Origin of the sequence: Pseudomonas sp. PDM10, from assembly GCF_014852295.1 — a bacterium.
Taxonomy (GTDB): Bacteria; Pseudomonadota; Gammaproteobacteria; order Pseudomonadales; family Pseudomonadaceae; genus Aquipseudomonas.
In genome coordinates, this window is sequence record NZ_JACVBJ010000003.1 from 558,216 (window position 1) to 582,096 (window position 23,881).

The following is a 23,881-nucleotide window of genomic DNA, read 5'->3' on the forward strand; positions in this document are numbered from 1 at the left end:
GGGTGGTTCTTAGTCACACCGCAGCATTCCGGTTCGCATACATCCGACACTCCGCCAGCAACGCCAACAGATTCGGATCGCGCTCCTTGGCCTTCAAGAACACCACGCCAATGTGCTGCTGCAACCGATACTTTTCCTGCAACGGAATCAGCTTCACCCGGTTCTCATACACCGCCGCAATCCGTCCCGGCAGCAACGCATACCCCACGCCCGAGCTGACCATGCTCAGCAGGGTGAAGATGTCGTTGACCTGCATCGCCACCTTCGGTTCGAACCCCGCCTGCTTGAACACCCGATTACCGTCCTGGTGCGTGGCAAAGCCCTGGGTCAGCGTAATGAATGTCTCGTCGCGCACTTCGGCAAGGTCGACTTCTGTCCGTTGGGCAAACTTTGAATCCGCCGGTGTGGCGAGAAAGATGTCGTCGGAAAACAGCGGAATCTGCTCGCAGTCCGGGTCGTTGACGCTCTCGTCCAGCGACACCAGGATCGCGTCGACTTCCATGTTCTTGAGCTTGTACAGCAGGTCGAAGTTCGAGCCGAGGATCAGGTCGATGTTGAGTTCGCTGCGGCGGATCTTCAGGCCCATGATCAGCTGCGGCACGGTTTTCACCGTCAGCGAATACAGTGAACCAAGCTTGAAGCGTTCAGCGGAGAACCCGGCGGCTTCGCGGGTCAGGCGCACGGTTTCGACCACGTCCTGAATCAGCTTCTGCGCCCGTTCTTCCAGCACATAAGCGCTTTCGAGTGGGGTCAGGTTGCGACCTTCGTGTTTGAATAGCGGGCAACGCAGGGCGTTTTCCAGGGAGTGAATGGCGCGGTGCACGCTGACGTTGCTGGTTTGCAACTCGGCAGCGGCGCGGGCCAGGTTGCCGGTGCGCATGAAGGCCAGGAACACCTCGAGTTTTTTCAGGGTCAACTCTTCATCGATCAGCATGGTGCAGACTCTTATTCGAATAACCCGATTGTGCACGTATGTGAGTTCTTGGGGGATTTGTGTTTTGAAACATTGCGCTTTTACCCTCAAGGCCTGAGCCTTGCGCGATGTTGCAACGAATCTTGAGGTGAGCAACACATGTATCACGGGGAAAGATTGAACGCCTGGACGCATCTGGTCGGGGCGGTGGCAGCGGTGGTCGGGGTGGTGTGGATGCTGGTGATCGCCAGTATGGACGGCAGCCCGTGGAAGATTGTCAGCGTGGCGATCTACGGGTTCACCTTGTTGGTGCTTTACAGCGCGTCGACCGTTTACCACAGCGTGCGTGGGCGCAAGAAAGCGATCATGCAGAAGGTCGATCACTTTTCGATCTACCTGTTGATTGCCGGCAGCTACACGCCATTCTGTCTCGTGACGCTACGCGGGCCGTGGGGCTGGACCCTGTTCGGAATTGTCTGGGGATTGGCGCTGATCGGCATCCTGCAAGAGATTAAACCGCGTTCCGAAGCGCGGATTTTGTCGATCGTGATCTACGCGGTGATGGGCTGGATCGTGCTGGTGGCGGTCAAGCCGTTACTGGCAGCGTTGGGCCCTGTCGGTTTTACCTGGTTGGCATCAGGCGGGGTGTTGTACACCGTGGGCATTATCTTTTTTGCCCTCGATCATCGTCTGCGCCATGCCCACGGGATCTGGCATCTGTTCGTGATCGCCGGGAGTCTGCTGCACTTCGTGGCGATTATGTTTTATGTCCTTTGAGACCTCTACGGGATCAAGCGATCCAGCTGTGCCTGCGCTCGTCGGCTGAACACCTGCAACAAGTCGCTCAGGGTGTGGGGCGGCGATTCGTCGGCGCGGGTCACCGCGTACAGGGTGATCGGTAACGCTGGCGCCAAAGGTCGAATCGCTGTGGTGGCGGGGGACGCGCCGAGCGCGGTAAACGGGTCGATCACCGCCAGCCCGGCACCGGATTCAACCATCGCCCGCGCCAGCGAATAGGTCTGCACGGCGATGCGAACCCGTGGCGGCGGCTCGACCGCCTCAAGGTAGCTGTCGAGCCTGGCCGCCAGCGGATCGGCGCTGGACAGGCCGATCAGCGGCGCACCGGCCAGTTCGATCAATGGCAACGGTTGGCCCAAGGCGTCGTCGGCCCAATAACCCAACGGCGCCAGCGCCACCAAAACCCCGCAGGCCAATACCTGCGCCTTCAGGCCCGGGTGATCCGGCGGCTGCAAGGTCAGCGCGACATCCACTTCGCGCATCAACAAATTCTGCATCAGCTCACGGCTGTGGGCGCTGGACAGCTCGCAGACGATGTCCGGGTAGCGTTGCGTCCATTCGTTGATGGCCGGCGGCAGCAGCGACAAGGCCAGCGCCGGAATCGCGCCGATCCGCACGCTATGACCCGGCTCGCGACGCAGGCTCTGGGCCAGGCGTCGCACGCCTTGCAGGCTTTCGGTGACCTTGTCGACTTCGCGCTCGAGCTCCAGCGCTTCGGGGGTGGCCTGCAATTTACCGCGTACCCGCAGGAATAACGGGAAGCCCAGTTGCTGCTCGGCGTGTTGCAGCACTTTGCTCACCGCCGGCTGCGACACGTGCAGCAACTGCGCGGCGCCACTGACCGAACCGGTCTGGCGAATGGCCTGGAAAATCTCGATGTGTCGCAGTCGCATGGCAAGTCCATAACCTTTGTTTATGGGGCAGGCATCTTTATGCATTGTTCAACGCCTGTCACCTGGTCCTAATCTGAAGCCTGTTTCAACAACGGTTAAGGACAGACATGGCTCAGCGAGTTTGCATCATCGGTGGTGGCGTCATCGGGCTGACGACGGCTTACGCACTGGTGCGCGACGGCATCGACGTGACGTTGATCGAGGCCCGGGACTCGCTGGGCAGCGAGACCAGTTTCGCCAACGGCGGCCAGTTGTCTTACCGTTACGTCGCGCCGCTGGCCGATGCCGGCGTACCGCTTCAGGCGCTTGGCTGGATGCTTCGCGGTGACTCGCCGTTGAAGCTGCGTCCGCGCCTGGACCCGGCGCAATGGCGCTGGATGGCGTCTTTCCTGGCAGCCTGCCGTCGTTCGGTGAATCAGCGCAACGGCGCGCACCTGCTGCGTCTGGCGCTGCTGAGCCAGTCCACGCTGCAAGGCTGGCGCGAAGAAGACCGCCTCGACGGTTTCGACTGGCGGCGCAACGGCAAACTGGTGACGTTTCGTGAAGCCGCCAGTTTTGAGCATGCGCGCCATGGCCTGGCCGATCCGCAACAGCAGCACGTGCTGTCGCGGGCCGAATGCGCCCAACTGGAGCCAGCACTGGCCGAGGCGCCGTTTGTGGGCGCGATTTATACCCCCGACGAAGAGGTCGCCGATTGCCATGCGTTCTGCCAGCAACTGTTGGCTCGGCTCCAGGCGTCGGGGCGTTGCGAGTTTTTGCTCGGACGCAAGGTCACCGGCATTCGCCACGTGGACGGCGCGGTGCAGGCCGTCGAAATGGGTTCGCAGGTGCTGCCGGTCGAGCAACTGGTGATTGCCGCCGGCCATCGCAGTCCGGCGCTGGCGCTGCCCGGCATGAACCTGCCGCTGTATCCGCTCAAGGGCTACAGCCTGACCTTGCCCATCCGCGCCGAACATCGTGCGCCGGAGCTGAGCATCACCGATTACAACCGCAAGATCGTTTACGCCCGCATCGGTGACCAACTGCGCGTGGCGGCGATGGTGGACATTGTCGGCTTCGACCCGGCGCTCGACCCCAAACGCCTGGCGCTGATCAAGCGTCAGGCGCAGGAAACCTTGCCCAATGCCGGTGATTACGACGCCGCCATCGAATGGGCCGGCATGCGCCCGGCCACCCCCAGCGGCGTGCCGTTGATCGGGGCCACGGCGTACCGCAACCTGTGGCTCAACCTCGGCCATGGCGCCCTGGGTTTTACCCTGGCCTGTGGCAGCGCCCGGTTGCTCAGCGAGTTGATCGCCCGGCGCGCACCTTCAATCGAAATGCAGGGCCTCGCCCCCCGCGTCGCCTGACTTGAAAAGGAAAAACCGATGAGCATCAACCGTATCCACAGCAACAGCCGACTCTCTGGCGCGGTGACCTTTGGCGATCTGGTGTTTCTCTCGGGACAAGTCTCGGGTGACAGCACCGACGTCACCGGCCAAACCGCCGAGGTGCTGGCGAAGATCGACGCGTTGCTGGCCGAGGCTGGCAGCGACAAGGATCATCTGCTCAACGCGACCATTTACCTGAACGACATTGGCCGCGATTTCGCCGCCATGAACGAGGTCTGGTCGCAGTGGTTGTCGCCGGGCATGGCGCCGACCCGCACTACTTTGCAGGCGCAACTGGCACGTCCAGAAGTGCTGGTGGAAATCACCGTGATCGCCGCCCGCCGCTAATCGTTTAAACCCACAACGGAGAATAACAATGCAAAAAATCACGTTGATCGGCTGCACCCTCGGCCTGCTGCTCGCCAGTCAGGTCCAGGCCAACGAAGCGCCACTGACCGGCACGCTGAACAAGGTCGCCAATGCCAAGAGCATCACGCTGGGCTATCGCGACGCGTCGGTGCCGTTCTCTTACGTGGGTGATCACACGGGGCAGCCGATGGGCTATTCGGTGGACCTGGCGAGCAAGATTGTCGAGCGCATCAAGCAAAAGCTCGAGCTGCCGGATCTGCAGGTGAAGTACAACCTGGTGACCTCGCAAACGCGCATTCCGCTGGTGCAGAACGGCACGGTCGACCTTGAATGCGGCTCAACCGGCGTGACTGCCGAGCGCATGCAGCAAGTGGCATTTTCCTACGGGTTTATCTACGTGAAGGGGCAGTTGCTCACGGCGAAGGACAGCGGCATCAAAAGCTTCGCCGACCTGCGCGGCAAGAACGTCGTGACCACCGCCGGCACCACCAACGAGCGGTTTCTGAAGAGCTACAACGTCGATCACAAGATCGATATGTTCGTGATCAGCGCCAAGGACCACGGCGAAGCCTTCCAGATGTTGCAGTCCGGTCGGGCGGCGGCGTTCTATATGGATGACGCGTTGCTTTACGGCGAACGCGCCAAGGCCCGCGATCCGCATAATTGGGTGGTGGTGGGCGAGGAGCAGTCGCGGGAAATCTACAGCTGCATGGTGCGCAAGGACGACCCGCAGTTTCTCGAATTGGTGAACTCGACCCTCGCCGATCTGTACAGCTCGGGCGAGATCAACGGCATCTATCAGCGCTGGTTCCAGCAACCGATTCCACCCAAAGGCCTGAACCTGGAATTTCCGATGACCAGCGAACTGAAGGCGATCATCGCCAAACCGGTGAGTGATCCGGTGCAATAAGATCGTTCCCACGCTCTGCGTGGGAATGCCTCAAGGGACGCTCCGCGTCCAGTGACGCGGAGCGTCACGGGCTGCATTCCCACGCAGAGCGTGGGAACAATCAGTACGCGGTCTCCTGTGGGAGCGGCGGTGCGACGATTCGACTTGCTCGCGAAGAGGCCCTAAAAGTCGCCCCAAAGCTGTTGGGCAACCGCCAATGCCACGACGGGCGCGGTTTCGGTGCGCAACACGCGGGGGCCGAGGCGGGCGGCGTGAAAACCGCCAGCCTTGGCCTGCTCGACTTCCGCATCGGACAACCCGCCTTCCGGGCCGATCAAAAACGCCAGCGTCGCCGGTTTTGCATGGCTCACCAACGACTCAGCCACCGGATGCAGGACCAGTTTCAATTCGGCCTGCGTCTGCTTCAGCCAATCGGCCAACAGCAGCGGCGGATGAATCACCGGCACCCGTGAACGCCCGCATTGCTCGCACGCGCTGATCGCAACCTGGCGCCAGTGCATCAGGCGTTTGTCGGCGCGCTCATCCTTCAACCGGACTTCACAGCGGTCGCTAAAAATCGGGGTGATTTCCGTGACGCCCAGCTCGGTGGCTTTCTGAATCGCCCAATCCATCCGCTCGCCACGGGACAAGCCCTGGCCGAGATGGATCGACAAGGGCGACTCGACCTGCCCGGCGAAGCTTTCATCGATCTGCACGACAACGCGCTTCTTGCCGACCTCCACCAGCGTGGCGCGGAACTCGTGGCCCGAGCCGTCGAACAGTTGCAGCGCATCACCCTCGGCCATGCGCAGCACGCGGCTGATGTAATGGGCCTGGGCCTCGGGCAACTCGTGTTCGCCGGTGCTCAAGGGGGCGTCGATAAAGAAGCGGGACAGTCTCATGCGGGTTCTCTGGAAATTGGATCGGAGTTGCTTTTGTGGCTGCTGACTATGTGTGGCGAGGGGATTAATTGTGGTGAGGGGATAAATCCCTTCACCACAGATAAATTTCCTCACAACAGGGGACCTGTGTCGGTCTTTTAGCCCGGATCGCGGAAACCCGGGTGAAAGTCTTTCGGCACCGAAACACTGACGCTATCGCGGGTCGCGATGTCGATGCCTTCACTCGCCACTTCGGCCAGAAAGTCGATCTGTTCAGGCGTGATCACGTACGGCGGCAGGAAGTACACCACGCTGCCCAACGGTCGAAGTAAAGCACCACGCTCCAACGCATGCTGGAACACTTTCAAGCCGCGACGTTCCTGCCATGGATAAGCTTCCTTGGTGGCCTTGTCCTTGACCATCTCGATGGCCAGCACCATGCCGGTCTGGCGTACTTCCGAAACGTTCGGGTGATCGGCCAGGTGCGCGGTGGCGCTCGCCATGCGCTGGGCCAGCGCCTTGTTGTTCTCGATGACGTTGTCTTCTTCGAAGATATCCAGCGTCGCCAATGCCGCCGCGCACGCCAGCGGATTGCCGGTGTAGCTGTGGGAATGCAGGAAGGCGCGCAGGGTCGGGTAGTCGTCGTAGAAAGCGCTGTAGACATCTTCGGTGGTCACGCAGGCCGCCAACGGCAGGTAACCGCCGGTCAGGGCCTTGGACAGGCAGAGGAAGTCCGGGCGGATGCCGGCCTGTTCACAGGCGAACATCGTCCCGGTGCGGCCAAAGCCGACGGCGATTTCGTCGTGGATCAGGTGCACGCCATAGCGGTCGCAGGCTTCGCGCAGCAGTTTCAGGTACACCGGGTGGTACATGCGCATGCCGCCGGCGCCCTGGATCAGCGGCTCGACGATGACGGCCGCTACGGTGTCGTGGTTCTCGGCCAGGGTCTGTTCCATGGCAGCGAACAGGTTGCGCGAGTGTTCTTCCCAGCTCATGCCCTCGGGGCGATGGTAGCAATCGGGGCTCGGCACCTTGATGGTGTCCAGCAACAGCGCCTTGTAGGTTTCGGTGAACAGCGGCACGTCGCCCACCGACATCGCCGCCATGGTCTCGCCGTGGTAGCTGTTGGTCAGGGTGACGAAGCGCTTCTTGTTCGGCTGGCCGCGGTTGAGCCAATAGTGAAAGCTCATTTTCAGCGCGACTTCGATGCAGGACGAACCGTTATCGGCGTAGAAGCACCGGGTCAGGCCTTCCGGCGTCATTTTTACCAGGCGCTCGGACAACTCGATCACTGGCTGATGACTGAAACCGGCAAGGATGACGTGCTCCAGCTGATCGACCTGATCCTTGATGCGTTGGTTGATCCGTGGGTTGGCGTGACCAAACACGTTGACCCACCAGGAGCTGACGGCATCGAGGTAGCGTTTGCCTTCGAAGTCTTCCAGCCAGACGCCTTCACCGCGTTTGATCGGGATCAGTGGCAGCTGTTCGTGGTCTTTCATCTGGGTGCAGGGATGCCACAACACCGCGAGATCGCGTTGCATCCACTGATTATTCAGGCCCATTTTCAGTCTCCTCGAGGCGGCTCGCGACGTGCGCGGGCAAACAATCGCGCAAGCCTATGCAATGCGTGACGTGGGGACAACCCATTGTCTCAATTGAGCTACTTTGTATAGGTGGATAGACGTCGCTGGCGGCCTTTTGATGGCTGACGTATTCTTCGCGGTTCTTTGAGCCGTCTGGCTCGTAAAACCGCTATTTCCTACGTGTATTTCCGGAGTTCGCTGAATGTCTGCTGGTTGGCTGCGCGCCTGTGCGCTGGTGATGTTGGGGCTGTTCAGCGTGTCTGCGCTGGCCAAGGATAAAACGGCGATCGTGATCGGCGGAGGGCTGTCTGGCCTCACCGCGGCTTACGAACTGCAAAACAAGGGCTGGCAGGTCACCCTGCTGGAAGCCAAACCGAGCCTGGGCGGTCGCTCGGGCATGGCCACCAGTGAGTGGATCGGCAACGACAAGACCCAGCCGGTTCTGAACAAGTACGTATCGACCTTCAAGCTGAGCACCACGCCAGCCCCTGAGTTCGTGCGGACCCCGGGCTACCTGATTGACGGTGAGTATTTCACCGCCGCCGATCTGGCCACCAAGCAGCCGGCCACCAGCGACGCGCTCAAGCGCTACGAAAAGACCCTGGACGATCTGGCGCGCTCGATCGAAGACCCGCAGAACCCGGCGGCCAACAGCACACTGTTCGCCCTGGACCAGATCAACGTGTCCAACTGGCTCGACCGTCTGAATCTGCCGACCACGGCACGTCAGTTGGTGAATCAGCAGATTCGTACCCGTTATGACGAACCGTCGCGCCTGTCGCTGCTGTACTTCGCACAGCAAAACCGCGTTTACCTTGGCGTTGCCGACCGTGACCTGCGTGCTTCGCGCCTGCCCGGCGGTAGCCCGGTGCTGGCCCAGGCGTTCGTCAAACAACTGAAAACCATCAAGACCAGCTCCCCGGTCTCGGCGATCACCCAGGACAAGGACGGCGTGACCGTCAAGGTCGGCAGCGTTGGCTATCAGGCTGACTACGTCGTTGTGGCCGTGCCATTGCGCGCACTGAATAAGATCCAGATGACTCCGTCGCTGGATGCCCAGCACATGGGCGCGATCAAAGGCACCAACTACGGTTGGCGCGACCAGATCATGCTGAAGTTCAAGACGCCCGTGTGGGAAAGCAAGGCGCGGATGACCGGTGAGATCTACAGCAACGCCGGTCTGGGCATGTTGTGGGTTGAGCCGGCACTGAAGGGCGGCGCCAACGTGGTGATCAACCTGTCCGGCGACAACGCGCGCGTCATGCAGGTCTTCGGCGACAAGCAGATGGTCGATCAGGTGCTGATCCGTCTGCACGCTTTTTATCCACAGGCACGCGGTTCGTTCACCGGTTACGAAATCCGCCGCTACAGCACCGATCCATCGATGGGCGGCGCTTACCTGGCCTTCGGCCCTGGCCAGATCAGCAAGTACTGGCGCCTGTGGGAACGTCCGATTCAGCGTGTAGCCTTTGCCGGCGAACACACTGACACCTTGTACCCGGGCACTCTGGAAGGCGCACTTCGCACCGGTCAACGTGCAGCCAGTCAGGTAGAAGACCTGGCGGCCGGCAAGTCGTTTGAACCGGCGAAAGTTGTTCCGGCAACGACCGTTGCGGCGGCCAGCGCGGTGGCGGCGAAGAAAGGTAACTTCTTCACCAACCTGTTCGGTGGTTCTGACGACAAACCGGCACCCGTCAAGGCGCCAGAGCCAGTGGCTCCGGTTGCTCCGGCACCGGCTCCAACACCTGCACCGGCCCCAGCGCCAGCACCGGTCGAAGCGCCGAAACCAGTGGCCCCGGTGAAAGCCGAACCCGCCAAAAAAGCCCCGGCCAAAGCTGCAGCGAAAAAACCTGCGGCCAAAGCCGAGGCCAAAAAGGCCCCGGTGAAAAAAGCTGAACCGGCGAAGAAAGTAGCGGCCAAGCCCGCTGCGACTCCGGTGGCGGATACCAAAGCGCAGTAAGCTTTGGGATTAAAAAAACGCGGCAGAAATGCCGCGTTTTTTTATGCCTGAAGAAAACCAACATAAAGAATCGAATAAATATCAGGGCGCAGGTGTTCTTTAGTTGGACTGCATTTTTTCTTACATGCGGATCTTTAATCTTTCCTTAACTCACCCATTTCAGACTCTTGATCGTATTTCTCGATATTTCAAAGCGAAATTTTCCGCTTTTACTCGATAGATAACTCGATAGTCTTGGTCGCAGTTCTCACAGGATTTGGGCAATGCAGCTACGTAATTCTTCTTCGCGCTACGGTTGGGTCAGCATTTTCATGCACTGGGGCGTGGCGTTGGCAGTCTTCGGTCTGTTTGCGTTGGGCTTGTGGATGGTAGGTCTCGACTACTACAGCACCTGGCGCAAAGACGCGCCGGACTTGCACAAGAGCATTGGCCTGGTGTTGTTGGCCGTTATGGTTCTACGGGTGCTGTGGCGTTTTATCAGTCCGCCACCACCCGCACTCCAAAGCTATAGCCGCATGACGCGTATTGGCGCCACGTTCGGCCATTCGTTCCTGTACCTCAGTCTGTTTGCTGTGATGATTGCCGGTTACCTGATTTCCACCGCAGACGGTGTCGGGATTCCGGTGTTTGGCCTGTTTGAAGTTCCTGCACTGATATCCGGACTACCGGATCAGGCAGATACAGCCGGTGTGATTCATTTGTACCTGGCCTGGGCGCTGGTCATTTTTTCCGGTCTCCATGCGTTGGCAGCACTGAAACACCACTTTATTGATCGTGATGCGACCCTGACGCGAATGCTGGGACGCAAAGCCTGATGTTCAATCTCGACTCCAAAGGAATAGAAAGTATGTTGAAAAAGACGCTCGCTGCTCTGGCAATCGGTTCTGCCTTGCTGTCCGCCAACGTGATGGCAGCTGACTACGTTGTCGACAAGGAAGGCCAGCACGCCTTCGTTGACTTCAAGATCAGCCACCTGGGCTACAGCTACATCACCGGTACCTTCAAGGACATCGACGGCAAGTTCAGCTTCGACGCTGCCAAGCCTGAAGCCAGCAAGATCGAGTTCAACGTGAACACCGCCAGCGTGTTCACCAACCATGCCGAGCGCGACAAGCACATCGCCAGCGCTGACTTCCTGAATGTGAGCAAATTCGCTAAAGCGACGTTTGTTTCCACCAGCGTCAAATCCACCGGCAAAAACGCCGCTGGCAAAGACACTGCTGATGTGACCGGCGACCTGACCATTGCAGGCGTGACCAAGCCAGTCGTGGTCAAGGCCACTTTCCTGGGTGAAGGCAAGGATCCATGGGGCGGCTACCGTGCCGGCTTTGAAGGCACCACCAGCATCAAGCGTTCCGATTTCGGCAAGCAGAAAGACCTGGGCCCAGCGTCCGACGCGGTCGAGCTGTACGTGACGTTTGAAGGTGTGAAAGCGAAGTAACTTTCGCCGCTAAAACAAAAACGCCCCCGATCTCACGATCGGGGGCGTTTTTTATTGCCTGGCGCAATCTGCAACAACGACACGGAACCCTGTAGGAGCAAAGCTTGCTCGCGATGACGTCATCAGCCACACCACACACCGAGGTGAACCTATCGCGAGCAAGCTTTGCTCCTACAGGGTTTGGTGATGCATAAAAAAATGCCCCTGATCTCGCGATCAGGGGCATTTTTTATGGCAGCGGTAAATCAGCGGTTGCGGGTCAGCAAGGCTGGTTTCTCGCCGCGCGGACGGCCTGGCAGTTGATCCAGTTGCTCAGGAGTCGGGAACCGATCGGTTTTCGACTCTTTATGGATGATCTTCGGTGCCGGGCCGCGCGGGTTTTGCACGGCCGGTTCCGAACGCGGCTGGTCGTCGGTGCGAGCCGGGCGACGGTTGCGGGACTCTTCGCGACGGGCCTGGCCGTCACGTGGAGCACCGTTGCGTGGGCCGCTGCGCTTGGCCGGCGGCGTGCCGGTGGTCGCACCGTCGCTGCTGCGTGGGCCACTTTGACGACCCTGAGGCTTGCCGCCAGTGCGCGGAGCACCTGCACCTGCGCCAGCTGCGGCGCCTTGTGCCGGAGCACCCGGACGACGACCACGGCCCTGGGCCGGTTTGGCTTGAGGAACGTAGTCGACGCGGTTACCGAAGTTATCGATATCGTCGTCCAGGAACTCGTCCGGAGCACGGTCTGCAGCAGCGCGTGGCGCCGGACGCTGTTGTTCGCGAGCCGGAGTGCCTTCGCGTGGCTTGTGTTCACGCGCCGGACGATCGCCGCGGCCAGTGGCTGCAGGTTTTTCCTTGCCGCCCTTGTCCTTGCCTTTGTCTTTACGACCGCCGCCACCGCCGGTGCCGTTCGGACCGTCGCCGCGCGGGCCACGTGGGTTGCGCGGGTTACGCACATCCGGACGCTCGCGAACTTCAGGTTTCTCGGCTTCTACAGCGCTGGAATCGAAGCCCATCAGGTTGCCGTCGGCAATCTTCTGCTTGGTCATGCGCTCGATGCTTTTCAGCAGCTTTTCTTCGTCCGGAGCGACCAGCGAGATCGCTTCGCCCGAACGACCGGCACGGCCAGTACGGCCGATACGGTGAACGTAATCTTCGTCGACGTTCGGCAGTTCGAAGTTGACCACGTGTGGCAACTGGTCGATGTCCAGGCCGCGAGCGGCGATGTCGGTGGCGACCAGGATGCGCACTTCGCCGGCCTTGAAGTCGGCCAGGGCTTTGGTGCGAGCGTTCTGGCTCTTGTTACCGTGGATCGCAACGGCGCTGAGGCCGTGTTTGTCCAGGTACTCGGCCAGGCGGTTGGCGCCGTGCTTGGTGCGGGTGAACACCAGCACCTGTTCCCAGGCACCAGAGGTGATCAGGTGCGCCAGCAGCGAACGCTTGTGGTTGGCTGGCAGACGGAAAACACGCTGTTCGATGCGCTCGACCGTGGTGTTCGGCGGCGTGACTTCGATGCGTTCCGGGTTGTGCAGTAGCTTGCCGGCGAGGTCGGTGATGTCTTTGGAGAAGGTCGCCGAGAACAGCAGGTTCTGACGTTTGCTCGGCAGACGGGCCAGGACCTTTTTCACGTCATGGACAAAGCCCATGTCGAGCATGCGGTCGGCTTCGTCCAGCACGAGGATTTCCACGTGGGACAAATCGACGCTGCCTTGGCCGGCGAGGTCGAGCAGGCGGCCGGGGCAGGCCACCAGCACGTCAACACCGCGGGACATGGCCTGAACCTGCGGGTTCATGCCGACGCCGCCGAAGATGCAGGCGCTGACGAACTTCAGGTCACGGGCATAGACCTTAAAGCTCTCGTGTACTTGAGCCGCGAGTTCGCGGGTAGGGGTCAGGACCAGTACGCGCGGTTGGCGCGGGCCGTGACGCTGGGATTTGTCCGGGTGACCGTTGGGGAACAACCGCTCCAGAATCGGAAGGGCGAAGCCGCCGGTTTTGCCAGTACCTGTCTGAGCCGCGACCATCAGGTCACGACCTTGCAACACGGCGGGAATGGCCCGCTGTTGCACCGGAGTAGGCTCGGTATAGCCCGCTGCCTCGATGGCGCGGACTAAAGCCTCGGAGAGACCGAGGGAAGCAAAGGACATGAGTAATCCTGTTTTAGTTAGGGCTTGGCCCAATGGGAGTCTTGCCTGGCGCGAATGGCGTTTAGAGGAACGCAATCCCGTCCGGTCCTGCTGGGCCAAGAAGGCTCATCTGGAGTGCTCGCGCGGGCTGAAAAGCTGCGCTGTAGCGGGATCGAGATGCCTTGAACAAGTCCGAGCGTCCGGGCGTGAGCCTGGCGGGAAGGCCGGAGTATAACAGAGCAATCACTGCGCGCCGCTTTCCTGCTGCTCAACGGTTTTTCCGCTGGCGGCGGTGGCTCTGGTGGCTTTGACCTCGGCCGCCGGTTCTGCGCCATAACGGGCGCTCAATTCAGCGTACGCAGGCTCGCGCTTGAAGCGCTTGAGTTCGGCGCCGAAACGCTGCACCAACAAGTCCATGCCGGCGTTGCGGCGTACGGCCAGGAACTGGCTCTGGTGACTGATGACGGTCGGGTTCTCGGTAATCTTGTCGCGGATGCCCAATTGGTCGAGCAAGTGCTGACCAACCCTGCGATCCGTGATCAGCAGGTCGATCCGCCCGCGCACCAGTTTGCCGAAGTTGGCTTCATGGGTGGGCGCCGGTTCGCGAGTGAACAGGGTCGATTCGCTGAAGTCCTGGCTGTACAGATAGCCCGGGGAAGTGCCGATGGTCAGCCCTTTCAGGTCGGCCAGGGTGTGGAAAGGGTGGGGCCGCTCATTGGCGTAGAACATCACGAACTCCACTTCCGAGAGCGGCTCGCCGGGGTAGAGCAGGGTGGCGTCGCGCTCATCGCTGTGAAAGATGTCCAGCGCGCCGTCTGCCTGGCCCGTTTCGAGCATCGACAGGCAGCGTTTCCACGGCAGGAACTGCCATTCCACTTCGATGCCCAGGCGTTTGAAGACGATGGCGGTAGTTTCGTAGTCCAGCCCCAGGGATTTGCCGTTTTCTTCGTACACGTACGGCGCCCAGGGTTCGGTGACAATGCGCAGCTTCTCGCCCCGAGCGGCGAAGCTCAGGCAAGTAAAAAGAAACACGGTCAGTAACTGCGCGATCAAAGGCATGGCTTGAGATTACGACGAGAAACCGGAAAGAGCCAGAAACGGGATCCAGAAGCTCTAACTCAGAGTGTTGTTGCACAAAAAAAGGGCGTTAAAAGCAAAAGATCGCAGCCTGCGGCAGTTCCTACAGGGATTAAACACGCCCGATGTAGGAGCTGCCGCAGGCTGCGATCTCTTGATCTTGCTTTGACGGCTTTTAGCGCGGCAACTTCAGATTGTTCCACACCGCCAGGCTCGGTTCGGCCTGGTTCAGCGTGTAGAAGTGCAGCCCTGGCGCGCCACCTTGCAGCAGGCGTTCGCACATCTCGGTGATGACTTGCTCACCAAAGCCTTGAATGCTCTGGGTGTCATCACCGTAGGCTTCCAGCTGCTTGCGGATCCAGCGCGGGATTTCCGCGCCGCAGGCATCAGAGAAGCGCGCCAGCTTGCTGTAGTTGGTGATCGGCATTATCCCCGGAACGATCGGGATGTTCACGCCCTTCGCCCGTACACGCTCGACGAAGTAGAAGTAGCTGTCGGCGTTGAAGAAGTACTGGGTGATTGCACTGTTGGCGCCAGCGTTGGCCTTGCGCACGAAGTTGTTCAGATCGTCTTCGAAATTGCGCGCTTGCGGATGCATTTCCGGGTAGGCGGCGACTTCGATGTGGAAATGATCGCCGGTTTCTTCACGAATGAATTCAACCAGGTCATTGGCGTGGCGCATTTCACCGCTGGCCATGCCCATGCCGGAAGGCAGGTCACCGCGCAGGGCAACGATACGGGTGATGCCTGCCGCCTTGTATTGGGCCAGCAGGCCGCGCAAGTCGTCCTTGCTGTCGCCAACGCAGGACAAATGCGGTGCGGCAGGGACTTTGACTTCGCTTTCGAGCTGCAACACGGTGTTGAGGGTGCGATCACGGGTCGAACCGCCAGCGCCGTAGGTGCAGGAGAAGAAGTCAGGATTGTAGGTCGCCAGATGACGGGCAGTGGCGATCAGTTTTTCATGCCCAGCGTCGGTCTTCGTAGGGAAGAACTCGAAGCTGTAGCGACGTTCTTGGGACATGGTCATATCCTTGGAAACACGAGAACCCGCTGTAGGAGCAAAGCTTGCTCGCGATGCAGGCACCGCGGTTTTTCAAATGCATCGCGGTGATGCTATCGCGAGCAAGCTCTGCTCCTACAGGTCAGCGTAGTTCCTGCCTGAGTGGCAGGAACCAATCAGTAGCGGTAAGCGTGCGGCTTGAACGGACCTTCAACGGTCACGCCGATGTAGTCGGCCTGAGTCTTGGTCAGTTGAGTCACAACGCCGCCGAAACCGCGGACCATTTCCAGGGCCACTTCTTCGTCGAGTTTCTTCGGCAGTACTTCAACAGTCAGGCGCTCGGCTTTCTGGGCTGGCGACAGGTCGGCGTACTTCTGGCCGAACAGGAAGATCTGAGCCAGAACCTGGTTGGCGAACGAGCCGTCCATGATGCGGCTTGGGTGGCCGGTGGCGTTGCCCAGGTTAACCAGACGGCCTTCGGCCAGCAGGATCAGGTAGTCGTCGTTCTGCGCGTCGAATGCGCCAGGGCCGGTACGGTGGATCTTGTGAACCTGTGGCTTCACTTCTTCCCATGCCCAGTTCTTGCGCATGAAAGCGGTGTCGATTTCGTTGTCGAAGTGGCCGATGTTGCAGACAACAGCGCGCTTCTTCAGGGCTTTGAGCATGTTCGAGTCGCAAACGTTGACGTTACCGGTGGTGGTCACGATCAGGTCGATCTTGCCCAGCAGCGCTTTGTCGATGCTTGCTTCAGTACCGTTGTTGATACCGTCGATGAACGGCGAAACCAGCTCGTAACCGTCCATGCAGGCTTGCATGGCGCAGATCGGGTCGACTTCGGAGACTTTAACGATCATGCCTTCCTGACGCAGGGACTGAGCGGAGCCCTTGCCCACGTCACCGTAACCGATGACCAGCGCTTGCTTGCCGGACAGCAGGTGGTCGGTACCGCGCTTGATCGCATCGTTCAGGCTGTGACGGCAGCCGTACTTGTTGTCGTTCTTGCTCTTGGTGACCGAGTCATTGACGTTGATGGCCGGGATTTTCAGCTCGCCCTTGGCCAGCATGTCCAGCAGGCGGTGAACGCCAGTGGTGGTTTCTTCGGTAACGCCGTGGACGCGGTCCAGGATCGCCGGGTACTTCTTGTGCAGCAGCTCGGTCAGGTCGCCGCCGTCGTCGAGGATCATGTTGGCATCCCAAGGCGCGCCATCTTTAAGGATGGTTTGCTCCAGGCACCACTCGTACTCTTCTTCAGTTTCGCCTTTCCAGGCGAAAACCGGGATACCGGCAGCAGCGATAGCGGCAGCGGCCTGGTCTTGAGTCGAGAAAATGTTGCAGGACGACCAGCGTACTTCGGCACCCAGGGCAACCAGGGTTTCGATCAGCACGGCAGTCTGAATGGTCATGTGGATGCAGCCGAGGATTTTCGCGCCTTTGAGCGGCTGCTCACCGGCGTACTTGCGGCGCAGACCCATCAGGGCAGGCATTTCGGATTCGGCGATGATGGTTTCGCGACGACCCCAGGCAGCCAGGGACATGTCGGCAACTTTGTAATCGTTAAAATCGGCAGGCGTGATAACAGCGCTCATGATGAGCCTCCATTCGTAATGTATGCGAATGGGCGCCGTTGTGCGTTTAGTGTCTGACCGATAACGGTCAAGCAACGCCCCATCCGAGCCTGACAGGTCGAACCTGCTGCAGCGCCCCTCGGACAGGTGGCGGGAAAACGGTATCAATGGAACGTTACCGTTTTGAAACGGTGGCGATTATAGCCGTGTGAGCGATACTTCCAAAGCGTTTCTGTTGGTCAATGTCTGAACGGTAATCGAGACCATAGTCGATGCTTGATAGAGCTCCAGGTCGGGCTCTGCCATGATGCCCACCATCATTCGGCAAGACGCTCAGGAGTGAATATGAATTTCCACACCCGCAAATGGGTAAAACCCGAAGACCTCAACCCCAACGGCACGCTGTTCGGTGGCAGCCTGTTGCGCTGGCTCGACGAAGAAGCGGCAATCTACGCCATCGTCCAGCTGGGCAATCAGCGTGTGGTCACCAAGTACATTTCCGAGATCAACTTCGTCAGCGCCTCACGCCAGGGCGACATCATTGAACTGGGCATCACCGCCACCGAATTCGGTCGCACCTCGATCACCCTCAAGTGCGAAGTGCGTAACAAGATCACCCGCAAAAGCATCCTGACGGTGGAGAAGATTGTTTTCGTCAATCTGGGCGAAGACGGCTTGCCCGCGCCGCACGGCCGGACCGAGATCACGTACGTCAAAGACCAGTTCAAGGATGACATCGCTCCGTAGGAGCAAAGCTTGCTCGCGATGGCGTCATTTGCGTTGCCGTCGAAGCCGAGGTGAACCCATCGCGGGCAAGCCATGCTCCTACAGGGGTGGTTTCGTTTGTACGATCAGTGAACAGCTCCGAACCGCGCGTGTCGTACCTACATCACACACCACGGGTTCCGGAGCTTTATGGACACGCAAAAAGACGGCAAGACCCCGAACCTCTCCCCTGAAGAACAGCACGACGTCGACAAGAGCCAGCCGCCGCGGGCGGCGGTGCTGCACGAAATCATCCGCACCCAGGGCGATCAGGAACTCGAGCGCAGTGTCGCCGCCTTGTGGTGGTCGGCACTGGCCGCCGGCCTGACCATGGGCCTGTCGCTGATGGCCATGGGGCTGCTCAATTCCCGTCTGCCGGACGGCGAAGGCTTCAAGGTGATCGCCAGTTTCGGTTACTGCGCAGGCTTTCTCGCGGTGATCCTCGCCCGTCAGCAATTGTTCACCGAGAACACCCTGACGGCGGTGCTGCCGATCATGACCAAACCCACGCTGAGCAATTTCGGTCGATTGCTACGCCTGTGGTCGGTGGTGCTGGTGGGCAACCTCTGCGGCACGTTGCTGGTGGCGTATGTGATGCTGAATCTGCCGATTTTCGACAGCAAGACCGACCTGGCCTTCCTTGATATCGGGCGCAAAATCATGGAGAACGACGCCAGCCAGATGTTCGCCAAAGGCATTGTGTCGGGCTGGATGATCGCCACCATGGTCTGGATGATTCCGTCCATGGAGAGCGCGAAGATGTGGATCATCATCCTTATCACCTACCTCATGGCGCTGGGGGATTTCACCCACATCGTGGTCGGGTCCGCCGAGGTCTCTTATCTGGTGTTTGCCGGCGAGTTGCCGTGGAAGGATTTCTGGCTGGTGTTCGCCGGGCCGACGCTGGCGGGGAACATCGTCGGCGGCAGTTTCATCTTTGCGCTGATCAGCCATGCACAAATTCGCAGCGAGAGTGGCCCGCCGAAGAAGAGTGCGGATCAGGCGTCGGATTCACGCAAGCGCGAAGAGAAGTAAAGACAGGTGCACCGTGTCAACTTCATCGCGAGCAGGCTCACTCCTACAGTGAGGGGCGCGGTTCATGTGGGAGCCTGCTCGCGAAAGCAATGTCATGGGCGATGCAGCTATTCAACCGGACACATTGACTTCAGCTGAACTGCGACGCTGCAGGTAAATAAAGAACAACGCGGTCAGTACCGTCAGACCGCTGACCAGTGCACCGGTCCATGGCAAGTCCGCCAGATCGGCGCCGCTGGCAACCACCAGCCCGCCAATCCACGCGCCCGCTGCGTTGCCGAGGTTGAACGCGCTCTGATTCAGCGTCGAGCCGAGGTTGGGTGCTTCGTGTGCCTGATCGATGATCAGCAACTGCAGGATCGGGCACAGGGCAAAGGCGAAGATGCCCCACAACACCAGGGTGATTGCGGCTGGAATCACCGAGTGGCTGGTCTGTGTGAACGCGGCCAGCACGACCAGCACGGCCAGCGCCATACCCACCAGCGATGGCAGCAATCGACTGTCAGCCAGGCGACCACCGAGCATGCTGCCTGCGGTCAAACCCACACCAAATAACAACAACATGATGGTCACGCCATGCGGGCTGACGCCGGTGATGTCTTGCAGGATGGGGGCAATGTAAGTGAAGACGCTGAACAGGCTGGTCGACGCCAGCACGCTCATGCCCAGCGCCAGCAACACGTTGACTTTGCCCAGCACTTTGAACTCGCTGGCGAGGTTGGCCTTGTCCATCGCAATGTCCTTCGGCAACCAGACCCATTGCGCGATAGCCGCGATCACGCCGATCACCGACACCGCCCAGAACGTCGAGCGCCAGCCGGCGTATTGCCCGAGCGCGGTGCCCAAAGGCACGCCCAGCACGTTGGCCAGGGTCAGGCCGGTGAACATCATCGCAATCGCCTGGGCGCGTTTGTTCGGTGCCACCAAACCGGCGGCAACCACCGAACCGATGCCGAAGAACGCACCGTGGCAGAGCGCGGTGACCACGCGTGCGGCCATCAGCGTGGCGTAGTTCGGTGCCAGGGCGCAGAGAATGTTGCCGAGGATGAACATCAGGGTCATGCCCAGCAGCGTGGCTTTGCGCGGCATGTTGGCGGTGCCGACTGCGAGGATCGGCGCACCGAACACCACGCCGAGGGCGTAGCCGGTGATCAGCAGGCCTGCGTGGGGGATGCTCACGGCGAGGTCGCGGGCGACGTCGGGCAACAAACCCATGATGACGAATTCAGTGGTGCCGATGCCGAACGCGGCAACAGCGAGGGCAAGCAAGGCGAGGGGCATGCGCAAGGTCTCTGTCGGTAGTCTTGACGCTGTGATCAGGCATACGCATACCGACGCCCGTTCTCGACGAGAGCGGGCGGTGGCAAAAATTTATTGGAATTAGTCTGTGCGCAACTGAGTGCGGCGTGGTCGCTTGCAGTATAAACAGCTGCTGACATATGGCGAATCAATTATCTCCCCCGCTTCCCGTAGGAGCACGGCTTGCCGGCGATGGCGATCTCAAGAACGCCATCGCCGGCAAGCCGTGCTCCTACAGGGGAGGGGGCGGTCAAAAAAGGAGTGTGCCGTGCTTGCAACAGCACTGGTGTTAGTAGCGGCGCTGTTGCACGCGGCGTGGAATACCCTGATCAAATTCAGTGCGGAACGGCTGCTGGTGGTGGCCTGCATGGACAGCGTGGCAATGCTGTTTGTCGCACTGATGCTGCCGTTCGTGGCGTTGCCGCCCCTGGACATCTGGCCATGGATTCTGGCGTCGGCGGCGTTTGAATTGCTCTATCGCTATTTGCTGATCCAGGCCTATCGGGTCGGCGATCTGGGATTGGTCTACCCACTGATGCGTGGCTTGTCGCCGCTGGTGGTGCTGGCACTGACGCTGATTTTTGCCGGAGAAGTGCTGACGAACCAGCAGATCTTCGGGATTCTGCTGATCCCGTTCGGCATGCTTTGCCTGCTCTGGCAGGGCGGCGGCGGTGCGCGATTGCCGTGGTCGATGCTGCCGGTGGTGGCATTGATCGGCCTATGCATCGGTTGCTACACCTTTATCGATGGCCAGGCGTTGCGGCGTTGGTCGCATCCGCTGGATTACCTGGTGTGGGTCACGTTGCTCAGCGCCTGGCCGTTCCCGTTGCTGGCGCTGGTGCGTAAACGACCGGCCTTCATGTTGTTCTGGCGTGAACAGTGGCGACTGGGGTTGGCGGTCGGGTTTTGCGTGTTGTTCAGCTACGCTCTGGTGCTGTGGGCCATGCAGCTGGGCTCGATTGCCGAAGCGGCGGCATTGCGCGAGATCAGCGTGATTCTGGTGGTGCTGTTCGGCATGCGTTACCTGAAAGAACCTTTCGGCAGGCCCCGGCTCTTAGCCTGTGGGCTGGTGCTGATCGGCATGCTGGTGATGAAGTTTTGACTGGAGTTCGACTCTTGAAACCTGAAGAAGGGATTGCGTTATGACGGTTGCTCTGTGGTGCATTTTGATCGCGATTATCCTGCCCTATATCTGCACGGGCATCGCCAGGGCCTGTGGCGGGTTCCGGCTGAAAGACAACCATGATCCCCGTGACTTTCTCGAGTCGCTGAATGGTTTGGGCCGACGCGCGTATGCGGCGCACCTGAACAGTTTTGAAGTGACTCCCGCGTTCGCGGCGGCGGTGATCGTTGCGCACCTGGCCGGCAATGCCGAACTGGTGACGATCAATGTGCTGGCGGTGTTGTTCATCACCAGTCGGCTGCTGTACATCATTTGCTACTTGGCGGACTGGGCGATTTTGCGGTCGCTGATGTGGTTGGTGGGGCTGGGGTTGATCGTCAGTTTCTTTGTGGTTTCTGTCTGAAAATACATTGGTGTTCGTGAGGGCCTCATCGCGAGCAGGCTCGTTCCCACATTGAATCTCGGTCGTACACGTATGCTGTGTTCACTGGAGATCAAAATGTGGGAGCGAGCCTGCTCGCGATTGCTATTTAACCGCCGATACAGATATCAGGGGCTGGTCTTCACCGCATCAGCCACCTGCGGCACTTGCGGCAACGCTGCGCCTTTAGGCCAGAGCATCCAGATCTGCCCCTGCTGTTTCATGTCGCCAGCCAATTGCCCGGCCGCCTCGCCGGTGCCCCAGAACAGGTCTGCACGGACTTCGCCGGCAATTGCGCCGCCGGTGTCCTGAGCGGCAACCGGGCGTACCAGTGCGGTGCCGTCCGGTTTAGTGGTCGATAACCACAACAGACTGCCCAGCGGAATCACTTTGCGATCCACCGCCGCGCTGTAGCCGGCGGTCAGCGGTACGTTCAACGAGCCGCGAGGTCCTTCGTTGCTGTCCGGATTGCGGGTGAAGAATACGTAGCTGGGATTGCTGCCCAGCAGTTCCGGAATGCGCGTGGGATTGGCCTTGGCCCATTGGCTGATGGCGCCCATGGTCACTTCTTCTTTTTTCAGCTCGCCCTGGTCCACCAGCCAGCGGCCAATCGGCCGATACGGGTGACCGTTCTGGTCGGCATACGCAATGCGCAACTGGCGGCCATCATCGAGCTGGATACGACCCGAACCCTGGATTTGCAGGAATTGCAGGTTCATCGGATCGGTCAGCCAGGCAACAACCGGAGCCTTGACCCCTTTGGTTTCAATCGTGGCCGCATCGTCGTAAGGCTTGAGCACGCGACCTTCGAGTCGTCCGCGCAGGCGTTTGCCCTTGAGTTCCGGATAAATGCTGTCCAGAGAGACGATGATCATGTCCTCGGGCACACCGTACACCGGGATGCTTGCCACTTCGGTCTGGGTCAGGCTGCCGGGGTAGACCGGCTCGTAATAACCGGTGATCAGGCCGTTGGGATTGTCATTGGCTGCACGCAGGCCGTAGACGTCGAGGTTCTGCTTGAGGAAGCCACGAATGTCGCTGGCGGTTTGCGGCACGTTGGCGGCAGCCGCACACGTCGAGCCCCATACCGGGTCGGCTTTGAGTCGGGTGCAGGCGCTGCGCCACGAACCGAAGCCGGCGACCAGGTCGTTGTCGGAGACCGTTGGAAGTGCTTCCCACGTGGCGCTGGAGTAGGTCGCCAGGGCGTGGGTTTTCGGTGTGTTGTTGTCGCCACCGGTGCAGCCCGCAAGCACGGCCACCATCGGAAGGGTCCAGGCGAGGTTGTGACGCCATGCCTTGAAACGGCTGTTCATGGAGTAATTCCTTTGTCGGTTGCCTGAGTGCTCCATGCGCTCAAACAACCCGTATTGATAATAGGGCTATTGGTCTTTGCCGTTGACGCGAGGATACTGGCCGCCGTTCCCGTGACCTGAAGCCACCATGACTCTTAAAAGACTTTCTGTTGTATTGCTGGCCTGCCTGACGTTGTCCGCCTGCGGTGGTGTCGACCCCAATTCACCGCTGGGCCAGCGCAAGGCGATCTTCAAGCAAATGCTCAAGACCGGCGAAGACCTGGGCGGCATGTTGCGTGGTCGCATCCCGTTTGACGGTCCGACATTCGCTGACGGTGCCGTGAAGCTCGATGCGTTGTCCCGTGAACCCTGGAAACATTTTCCGCAGGTGCGCGAAGAAGATCACACCAGCGCCAAGAGCGATGTCTGGCAGAAACAGGAACACTTCCAGGACATGGCACGCACCCTTGAAGCCGCCACTGGTGAATTGGTGATTGCCAGCAAAGTTCAGCCTTACAAGGCCAGTAACCTCGGGCCAGCGGTGCAAAAGGTCGAAGATGCCTGCAGTGCTTGCCATAAAGAGTTTCGGGATCACTGATCCTCACCTGTTGATCGTTCCCACGCTCTGCGTGGGAACGATCAGTACTGAACTGATCCTTACTTATCCAGCTCATCGAGTGCGTCCTGCAATTCCTTGCGGGACTCGGCGAGTTTGTCTTTGCGCTTGTTGATCTTCTCGGCGTCGCCTTTCTTCATGGCCTTGTCGAGATCGGCCTGACGCTGACTGACTTCGTGCTTGGCGTCGAGCACCTTGTTTTCCCGTTCTTTTTTCAGGGAAGCATCGGTGCAATGAGCAGTGACTTCGCTCAGGGCCGTTTCAAGGCCTGCTTGCAGATCGGCGTTACCGTGAGACTTGGCCAGTTCAATCTGATTGATGATGCCCTGCTTCTTTGCGGCGCAGCCGGTCAGGCCTGGAGCTTCTTCGGCGGCCATCAGTGGAGCGGCCAGCACGCTGCAAAGGGTCAACAGGGCGAGCGGTGAAAGAAGTTTCATAAAAGCTCCATGTGAAAAAGCGATGGGGTCGAGGTGGCGATGG

At 59.9% G+C, this 23,881-nt stretch carries 23 protein-coding genes and 1 riboswitch; of the genes, 12 read left to right on the forward strand and 11 right to left on the reverse strand.

Annotated elements, in window-relative coordinates; genetic code table 11:
* Positions 1-13: 13 nt before the first annotated feature.
* Positions 14-934: a LysR substrate-binding domain-containing protein gene (locus IB252_RS13705; protein ID WP_192409164.1), complete on the reverse strand. Its 921-nt coding sequence runs from the start codon at positions 932-934 to the stop codon at positions 14-16.
* Between the two features lie 138 nt (positions 935-1,072).
* Here IB252_RS13705 and trhA point away from each other — a divergent pair, with 138 nt between their 5' ends.
* Entirely contained in the window at positions 1,073-1,690 is a 618-nt protein-coding gene (gene trhA, locus IB252_RS13710) for a PAQR family membrane homeostasis protein TrhA (RefSeq protein ID WP_192409166.1), read from the forward strand.
* 5 nt (positions 1,691-1,695) lie between these two features.
* On the opposite strand, the gene IB252_RS13715 is transcribed toward trhA, so the two are convergent.
* On the reverse strand, positions 1,696-2,604 hold the full coding sequence (locus tag IB252_RS13715) for a LysR family transcriptional regulator (protein WP_192409168.1): 909 nt from the start codon (positions 2,602-2,604) through the stop codon (positions 1,696-1,698).
* Between the two features lie 107 nt (positions 2,605-2,711).
* Between IB252_RS13715 and IB252_RS13720 the strand changes: the two genes are divergently transcribed.
* Genes IB252_RS13720 through IB252_RS13730 form a run of 3 tightly spaced genes read left to right on the forward strand, consistent with a single transcriptional unit; the run spans position 2,712 to position 5,253 of the window.
* The gene (locus tag IB252_RS13720) at positions 2,712-3,953 is read left to right on the forward strand and encodes a D-amino acid dehydrogenase (RefSeq protein ID WP_192409170.1); all 1,242 of its coding nucleotides are present in this window, start codon (positions 2,712-2,714) and stop codon (positions 3,951-3,953) included.
* An 18-nt stretch (positions 3,954-3,971) separates the two neighbouring features.
* Positions 3,972-4,322 carry a RidA family protein gene (locus tag IB252_RS13725; protein ID WP_192409172.1) on the forward strand — a complete coding sequence of 117 codons (351 nt, stop codon included), beginning with the start codon at positions 3,972-3,974 and terminating at the stop codon, positions 4,320-4,322.
* A gap of 28 nt (positions 4,323-4,350) precedes the next feature.
* The gene (locus IB252_RS13730) at positions 4,351-5,253 is read left to right on the forward strand and encodes a transporter substrate-binding domain-containing protein (protein ID WP_192409174.1); all 903 of its coding nucleotides are present in this window, start codon (positions 4,351-4,353) and stop codon (positions 5,251-5,253) included.
* A gap of 161 nt (positions 5,254-5,414) precedes the next feature.
* On the opposite strand, the gene IB252_RS13735 is transcribed toward IB252_RS13730, so the two are convergent.
* On the reverse strand, positions 5,415-6,134 hold the full coding sequence (locus tag IB252_RS13735) for a 16S rRNA (uracil(1498)-N(3))-methyltransferase (RefSeq protein ID WP_192409176.1): 720 nt from the start codon (positions 6,132-6,134) through the stop codon (positions 5,415-5,417).
* A 137-nt stretch (positions 6,135-6,271) separates the two neighbouring features.
* A complete protein-coding gene (locus IB252_RS13740; RefSeq protein ID WP_192409178.1) occupies positions 6,272-7,678 on the reverse strand; it encodes an adenosylmethionine--8-amino-7-oxononanoate transaminase in 1,407 nt (468 codons plus the stop codon).
* 223 nt (positions 7,679-7,901) lie between these two features.
* Here IB252_RS13740 and IB252_RS13745 point away from each other — a divergent pair, with 223 nt between their 5' ends.
* The 3 genes from IB252_RS13745 to IB252_RS13755 all read left to right on the forward strand — a co-directional run bounded on the left by IB252_RS13745 (position 7,902) and on the right by IB252_RS13755 (position 11,100).
* Positions 7,902-9,659, forward strand: a complete 1,758-nt coding sequence (locus tag IB252_RS13745) for a flavin monoamine oxidase family protein (protein WP_192409180.1) — start codon at positions 7,902-7,904, stop codon at positions 9,657-9,659.
* Positions 9,660-9,922: 263 nt separating this feature from the next.
* Positions 9,923-10,474 carry a cytochrome b gene (locus tag IB252_RS13750; protein WP_192409182.1) on the forward strand — a complete coding sequence of 184 codons (552 nt, stop codon included), beginning with the start codon at positions 9,923-9,925 and terminating at the stop codon, positions 10,472-10,474.
* A 32-nt stretch (positions 10,475-10,506) separates the two neighbouring features.
* A complete protein-coding gene (locus IB252_RS13755) occupies positions 10,507-11,100 on the forward strand; it encodes a YceI family protein (protein WP_225607416.1) in 594 nt (197 codons plus the stop codon).
* Between the two features lie 245 nt (positions 11,101-11,345).
* Here the strand turns inward: IB252_RS13755 and IB252_RS13760 are convergent, their stop codons facing one another.
* The 4 genes from IB252_RS13760 to ahcY all read right to left on the reverse strand — a co-directional run bounded on the left by IB252_RS13760 (position 11,346) and on the right by ahcY (position 16,871).
* The gene (locus IB252_RS13760) at positions 11,346-13,229 is read right to left on the reverse strand and encodes a DEAD/DEAH box helicase (RefSeq protein ID WP_192409186.1); all 1,884 of its coding nucleotides are present in this window, start codon (positions 13,227-13,229) and stop codon (positions 11,346-11,348) included.
* 222 nt (positions 13,230-13,451) lie between these two features.
* On the reverse strand, positions 13,452-14,267 hold the full coding sequence (locus IB252_RS13765) for a substrate-binding periplasmic protein (RefSeq protein ID WP_111448487.1): 816 nt from the start codon (positions 14,265-14,267) through the stop codon (positions 13,452-13,454).
* A 193-nt stretch (positions 14,268-14,460) separates the two neighbouring features.
* On the reverse strand, positions 14,461-15,306 hold the full coding sequence (gene metF, locus IB252_RS13770; RefSeq protein WP_033060421.1) for a methylenetetrahydrofolate reductase [NAD(P)H]: 846 nt from the start codon (positions 15,304-15,306) through the stop codon (positions 14,461-14,463).
* Positions 15,307-15,461: 155 nt separating this feature from the next.
* Positions 15,462-16,871 carry an adenosylhomocysteinase gene (gene ahcY / locus IB252_RS13775; protein WP_008152012.1) on the reverse strand — a complete coding sequence of 470 codons (1,410 nt, stop codon included), beginning with the start codon at positions 16,869-16,871 and terminating at the stop codon, positions 15,462-15,464.
* A gap of 23 nt (positions 16,872-16,894) precedes the next feature.
* A riboswitch (S-adenosyl-L-homocysteine riboswitch) is annotated at positions 16,895-16,997 on the reverse strand.
* A 198-nt stretch (positions 16,998-17,195) separates the two neighbouring features.
* Here ahcY and IB252_RS13780 point away from each other — a divergent pair.
* Positions 17,196-17,597, forward strand: coding sequence for an acyl-CoA thioesterase (locus IB252_RS13780; protein ID WP_008152010.1), 402 nt, complete (start codon positions 17,196-17,198; stop codon positions 17,595-17,597).
* A gap of 168 nt (positions 17,598-17,765) precedes the next feature.
* Positions 17,766-18,650, forward strand: coding sequence for a formate/nitrite transporter family protein (locus tag IB252_RS13785; protein WP_192409188.1), 885 nt, complete (start codon positions 17,766-17,768; stop codon positions 18,648-18,650).
* 111 nt (positions 18,651-18,761) lie between these two features.
* Here IB252_RS13785 and IB252_RS13790 read toward each other — a convergent pair whose 3' ends face one another.
* Entirely contained in the window at positions 18,762-19,931 is a 1,170-nt protein-coding gene (locus IB252_RS13790; protein ID WP_192409190.1) for an MFS transporter, read from the reverse strand.
* A gap of 286 nt (positions 19,932-20,217) precedes the next feature.
* Between IB252_RS13790 and IB252_RS13795 the strand changes: the two genes are divergently transcribed.
* Both IB252_RS13795 and IB252_RS13800 read left to right on the forward strand, forming a co-directional pair.
* The gene (locus tag IB252_RS13795; RefSeq protein ID WP_008152002.1) at positions 20,218-21,051 is read left to right on the forward strand and encodes an EamA family transporter; all 834 of its coding nucleotides are present in this window, start codon (positions 20,218-20,220) and stop codon (positions 21,049-21,051) included.
* Positions 21,052-21,091: 40 nt separating this feature from the next.
* On the forward strand, positions 21,092-21,475 hold the full coding sequence (locus tag IB252_RS13800; RefSeq protein WP_111448494.1) for an MAPEG family protein: 384 nt from the start codon (positions 21,092-21,094) through the stop codon (positions 21,473-21,475).
* 146 nt (positions 21,476-21,621) lie between these two features.
* On the opposite strand, the gene IB252_RS13805 is transcribed toward IB252_RS13800, so the two are convergent.
* Complete coding sequence (locus IB252_RS13805) at positions 21,622-22,806, reverse strand: murein transglycosylase A (RefSeq protein ID WP_111448495.1); 1,185 nt, start codon at positions 22,804-22,806, stop codon at positions 21,622-21,624.
* Positions 22,807-22,933: 127 nt separating this feature from the next.
* On the opposite strand from IB252_RS13805, the gene IB252_RS13810 reads away from it, so the two are divergent.
* The gene (locus IB252_RS13810; protein WP_192409192.1) at positions 22,934-23,383 is read left to right on the forward strand and encodes a c-type cytochrome; all 450 of its coding nucleotides are present in this window, start codon (positions 22,934-22,936) and stop codon (positions 23,381-23,383) included.
* A gap of 59 nt (positions 23,384-23,442) precedes the next feature.
* Here IB252_RS13810 and IB252_RS13815 read toward each other — a convergent pair whose 3' ends face one another.
* The gene (locus tag IB252_RS13815; protein WP_192409193.1) at positions 23,443-23,838 is read right to left on the reverse strand and encodes a DUF1090 domain-containing protein; all 396 of its coding nucleotides are present in this window, start codon (positions 23,836-23,838) and stop codon (positions 23,443-23,445) included.
* Positions 23,839-23,881: the final 43 nt, after the last annotated feature.

Bases quoted from the DNA above. Each gene is read 5' to 3' on its own strand.
- IB252_RS13765 (WP_111448487.1), bottom strand. From the start codon at position 14,267: ATGCCTTTGATCGCGCAGTTACTGACCGTGTTTCTTTTTACTTGCCTG.
- IB252_RS13785 (WP_192409188.1), top strand. From the start codon at position 17,766: ATGGACACGCAAAAAGACGGCAAGACCCCGAACCTCTCCCCTGAAGAA.
- IB252_RS13705 (WP_192409164.1), bottom strand. From the start codon at position 934: ATGCTGATCGATGAAGAGTTGACCCTGAAAAAACTCGAGGTGTTCCTG.
- IB252_RS13800 (WP_111448494.1), top strand. From the start codon at position 21,092: ATGACGGTTGCTCTGTGGTGCATTTTGATCGCGATTATCCTGCCCTAT.
- IB252_RS13755 (WP_225607416.1), top strand. From the start codon at position 10,507: ATGTTGAAAAAGACGCTCGCTGCTCTGGCAATCGGTTCTGCCTTGCTG.
- IB252_RS13790 (WP_192409190.1), bottom strand. From the start codon at position 19,931: ATGCCCCTCGCCTTGCTTGCCCTCGCTGTTGCCGCGTTCGGCATCGGC.
- IB252_RS13805 (WP_111448495.1), bottom strand. From the start codon at position 22,806: ATGAACAGCCGTTTCAAGGCATGGCGTCACAACCTCGCCTGGACCCTT.
- IB252_RS13815 (WP_192409193.1), bottom strand. From the start codon at position 23,838: ATGAAACTTCTTTCACCGCTCGCCCTGTTGACCCTTTGCAGCGTGCTG.
- IB252_RS13750 (WP_192409182.1), top strand. From the start codon at position 9,923: ATGCAGCTACGTAATTCTTCTTCGCGCTACGGTTGGGTCAGCATTTTC.
- IB252_RS13725 (WP_192409172.1), top strand. From the start codon at position 3,972: ATGAGCATCAACCGTATCCACAGCAACAGCCGACTCTCTGGCGCGGTG.
- metF (WP_033060421.1), bottom strand. From the start codon at position 15,306: ATGTCCCAAGAACGTCGCTACAGCTTCGAGTTCTTCCCTACGAAGACC.
- IB252_RS13735 (WP_192409176.1), bottom strand. From the start codon at position 6,134: ATGAGACTGTCCCGCTTCTTTATCGACGCCCCCTTGAGCACCGGCGAA.
- IB252_RS13810 (WP_192409192.1), top strand. From the start codon at position 22,934: ATGACTCTTAAAAGACTTTCTGTTGTATTGCTGGCCTGCCTGACGTTG.
- ahcY (WP_008152012.1), bottom strand. From the start codon at position 16,871: ATGAGCGCTGTTATCACGCCTGCCGATTTTAACGATTACAAAGTTGCC.
- IB252_RS13730 (WP_192409174.1), top strand. From the start codon at position 4,351: ATGCAAAAAATCACGTTGATCGGCTGCACCCTCGGCCTGCTGCTCGCC.
- IB252_RS13780 (WP_008152010.1), top strand. From the start codon at position 17,196: ATGAATTTCCACACCCGCAAATGGGTAAAACCCGAAGACCTCAACCCC.
- IB252_RS13720 (WP_192409170.1), top strand. From the start codon at position 2,712: ATGGCTCAGCGAGTTTGCATCATCGGTGGTGGCGTCATCGGGCTGACG.
- IB252_RS13745 (WP_192409180.1), top strand. From the start codon at position 7,902: ATGTCTGCTGGTTGGCTGCGCGCCTGTGCGCTGGTGATGTTGGGGCTG.
- IB252_RS13715 (WP_192409168.1), bottom strand. From the start codon at position 2,604: ATGCGACTGCGACACATCGAGATTTTCCAGGCCATTCGCCAGACCGGT.
- IB252_RS13740 (WP_192409178.1), bottom strand. From the start codon at position 7,678: ATGGGCCTGAATAATCAGTGGATGCAACGCGATCTCGCGGTGTTGTGG.
- trhA (WP_192409166.1), top strand. From the start codon at position 1,073: ATGTATCACGGGGAAAGATTGAACGCCTGGACGCATCTGGTCGGGGCG.
- IB252_RS13760 (WP_192409186.1), bottom strand. From the start codon at position 13,229: ATGTCCTTTGCTTCCCTCGGTCTCTCCGAGGCTTTAGTCCGCGCCATC.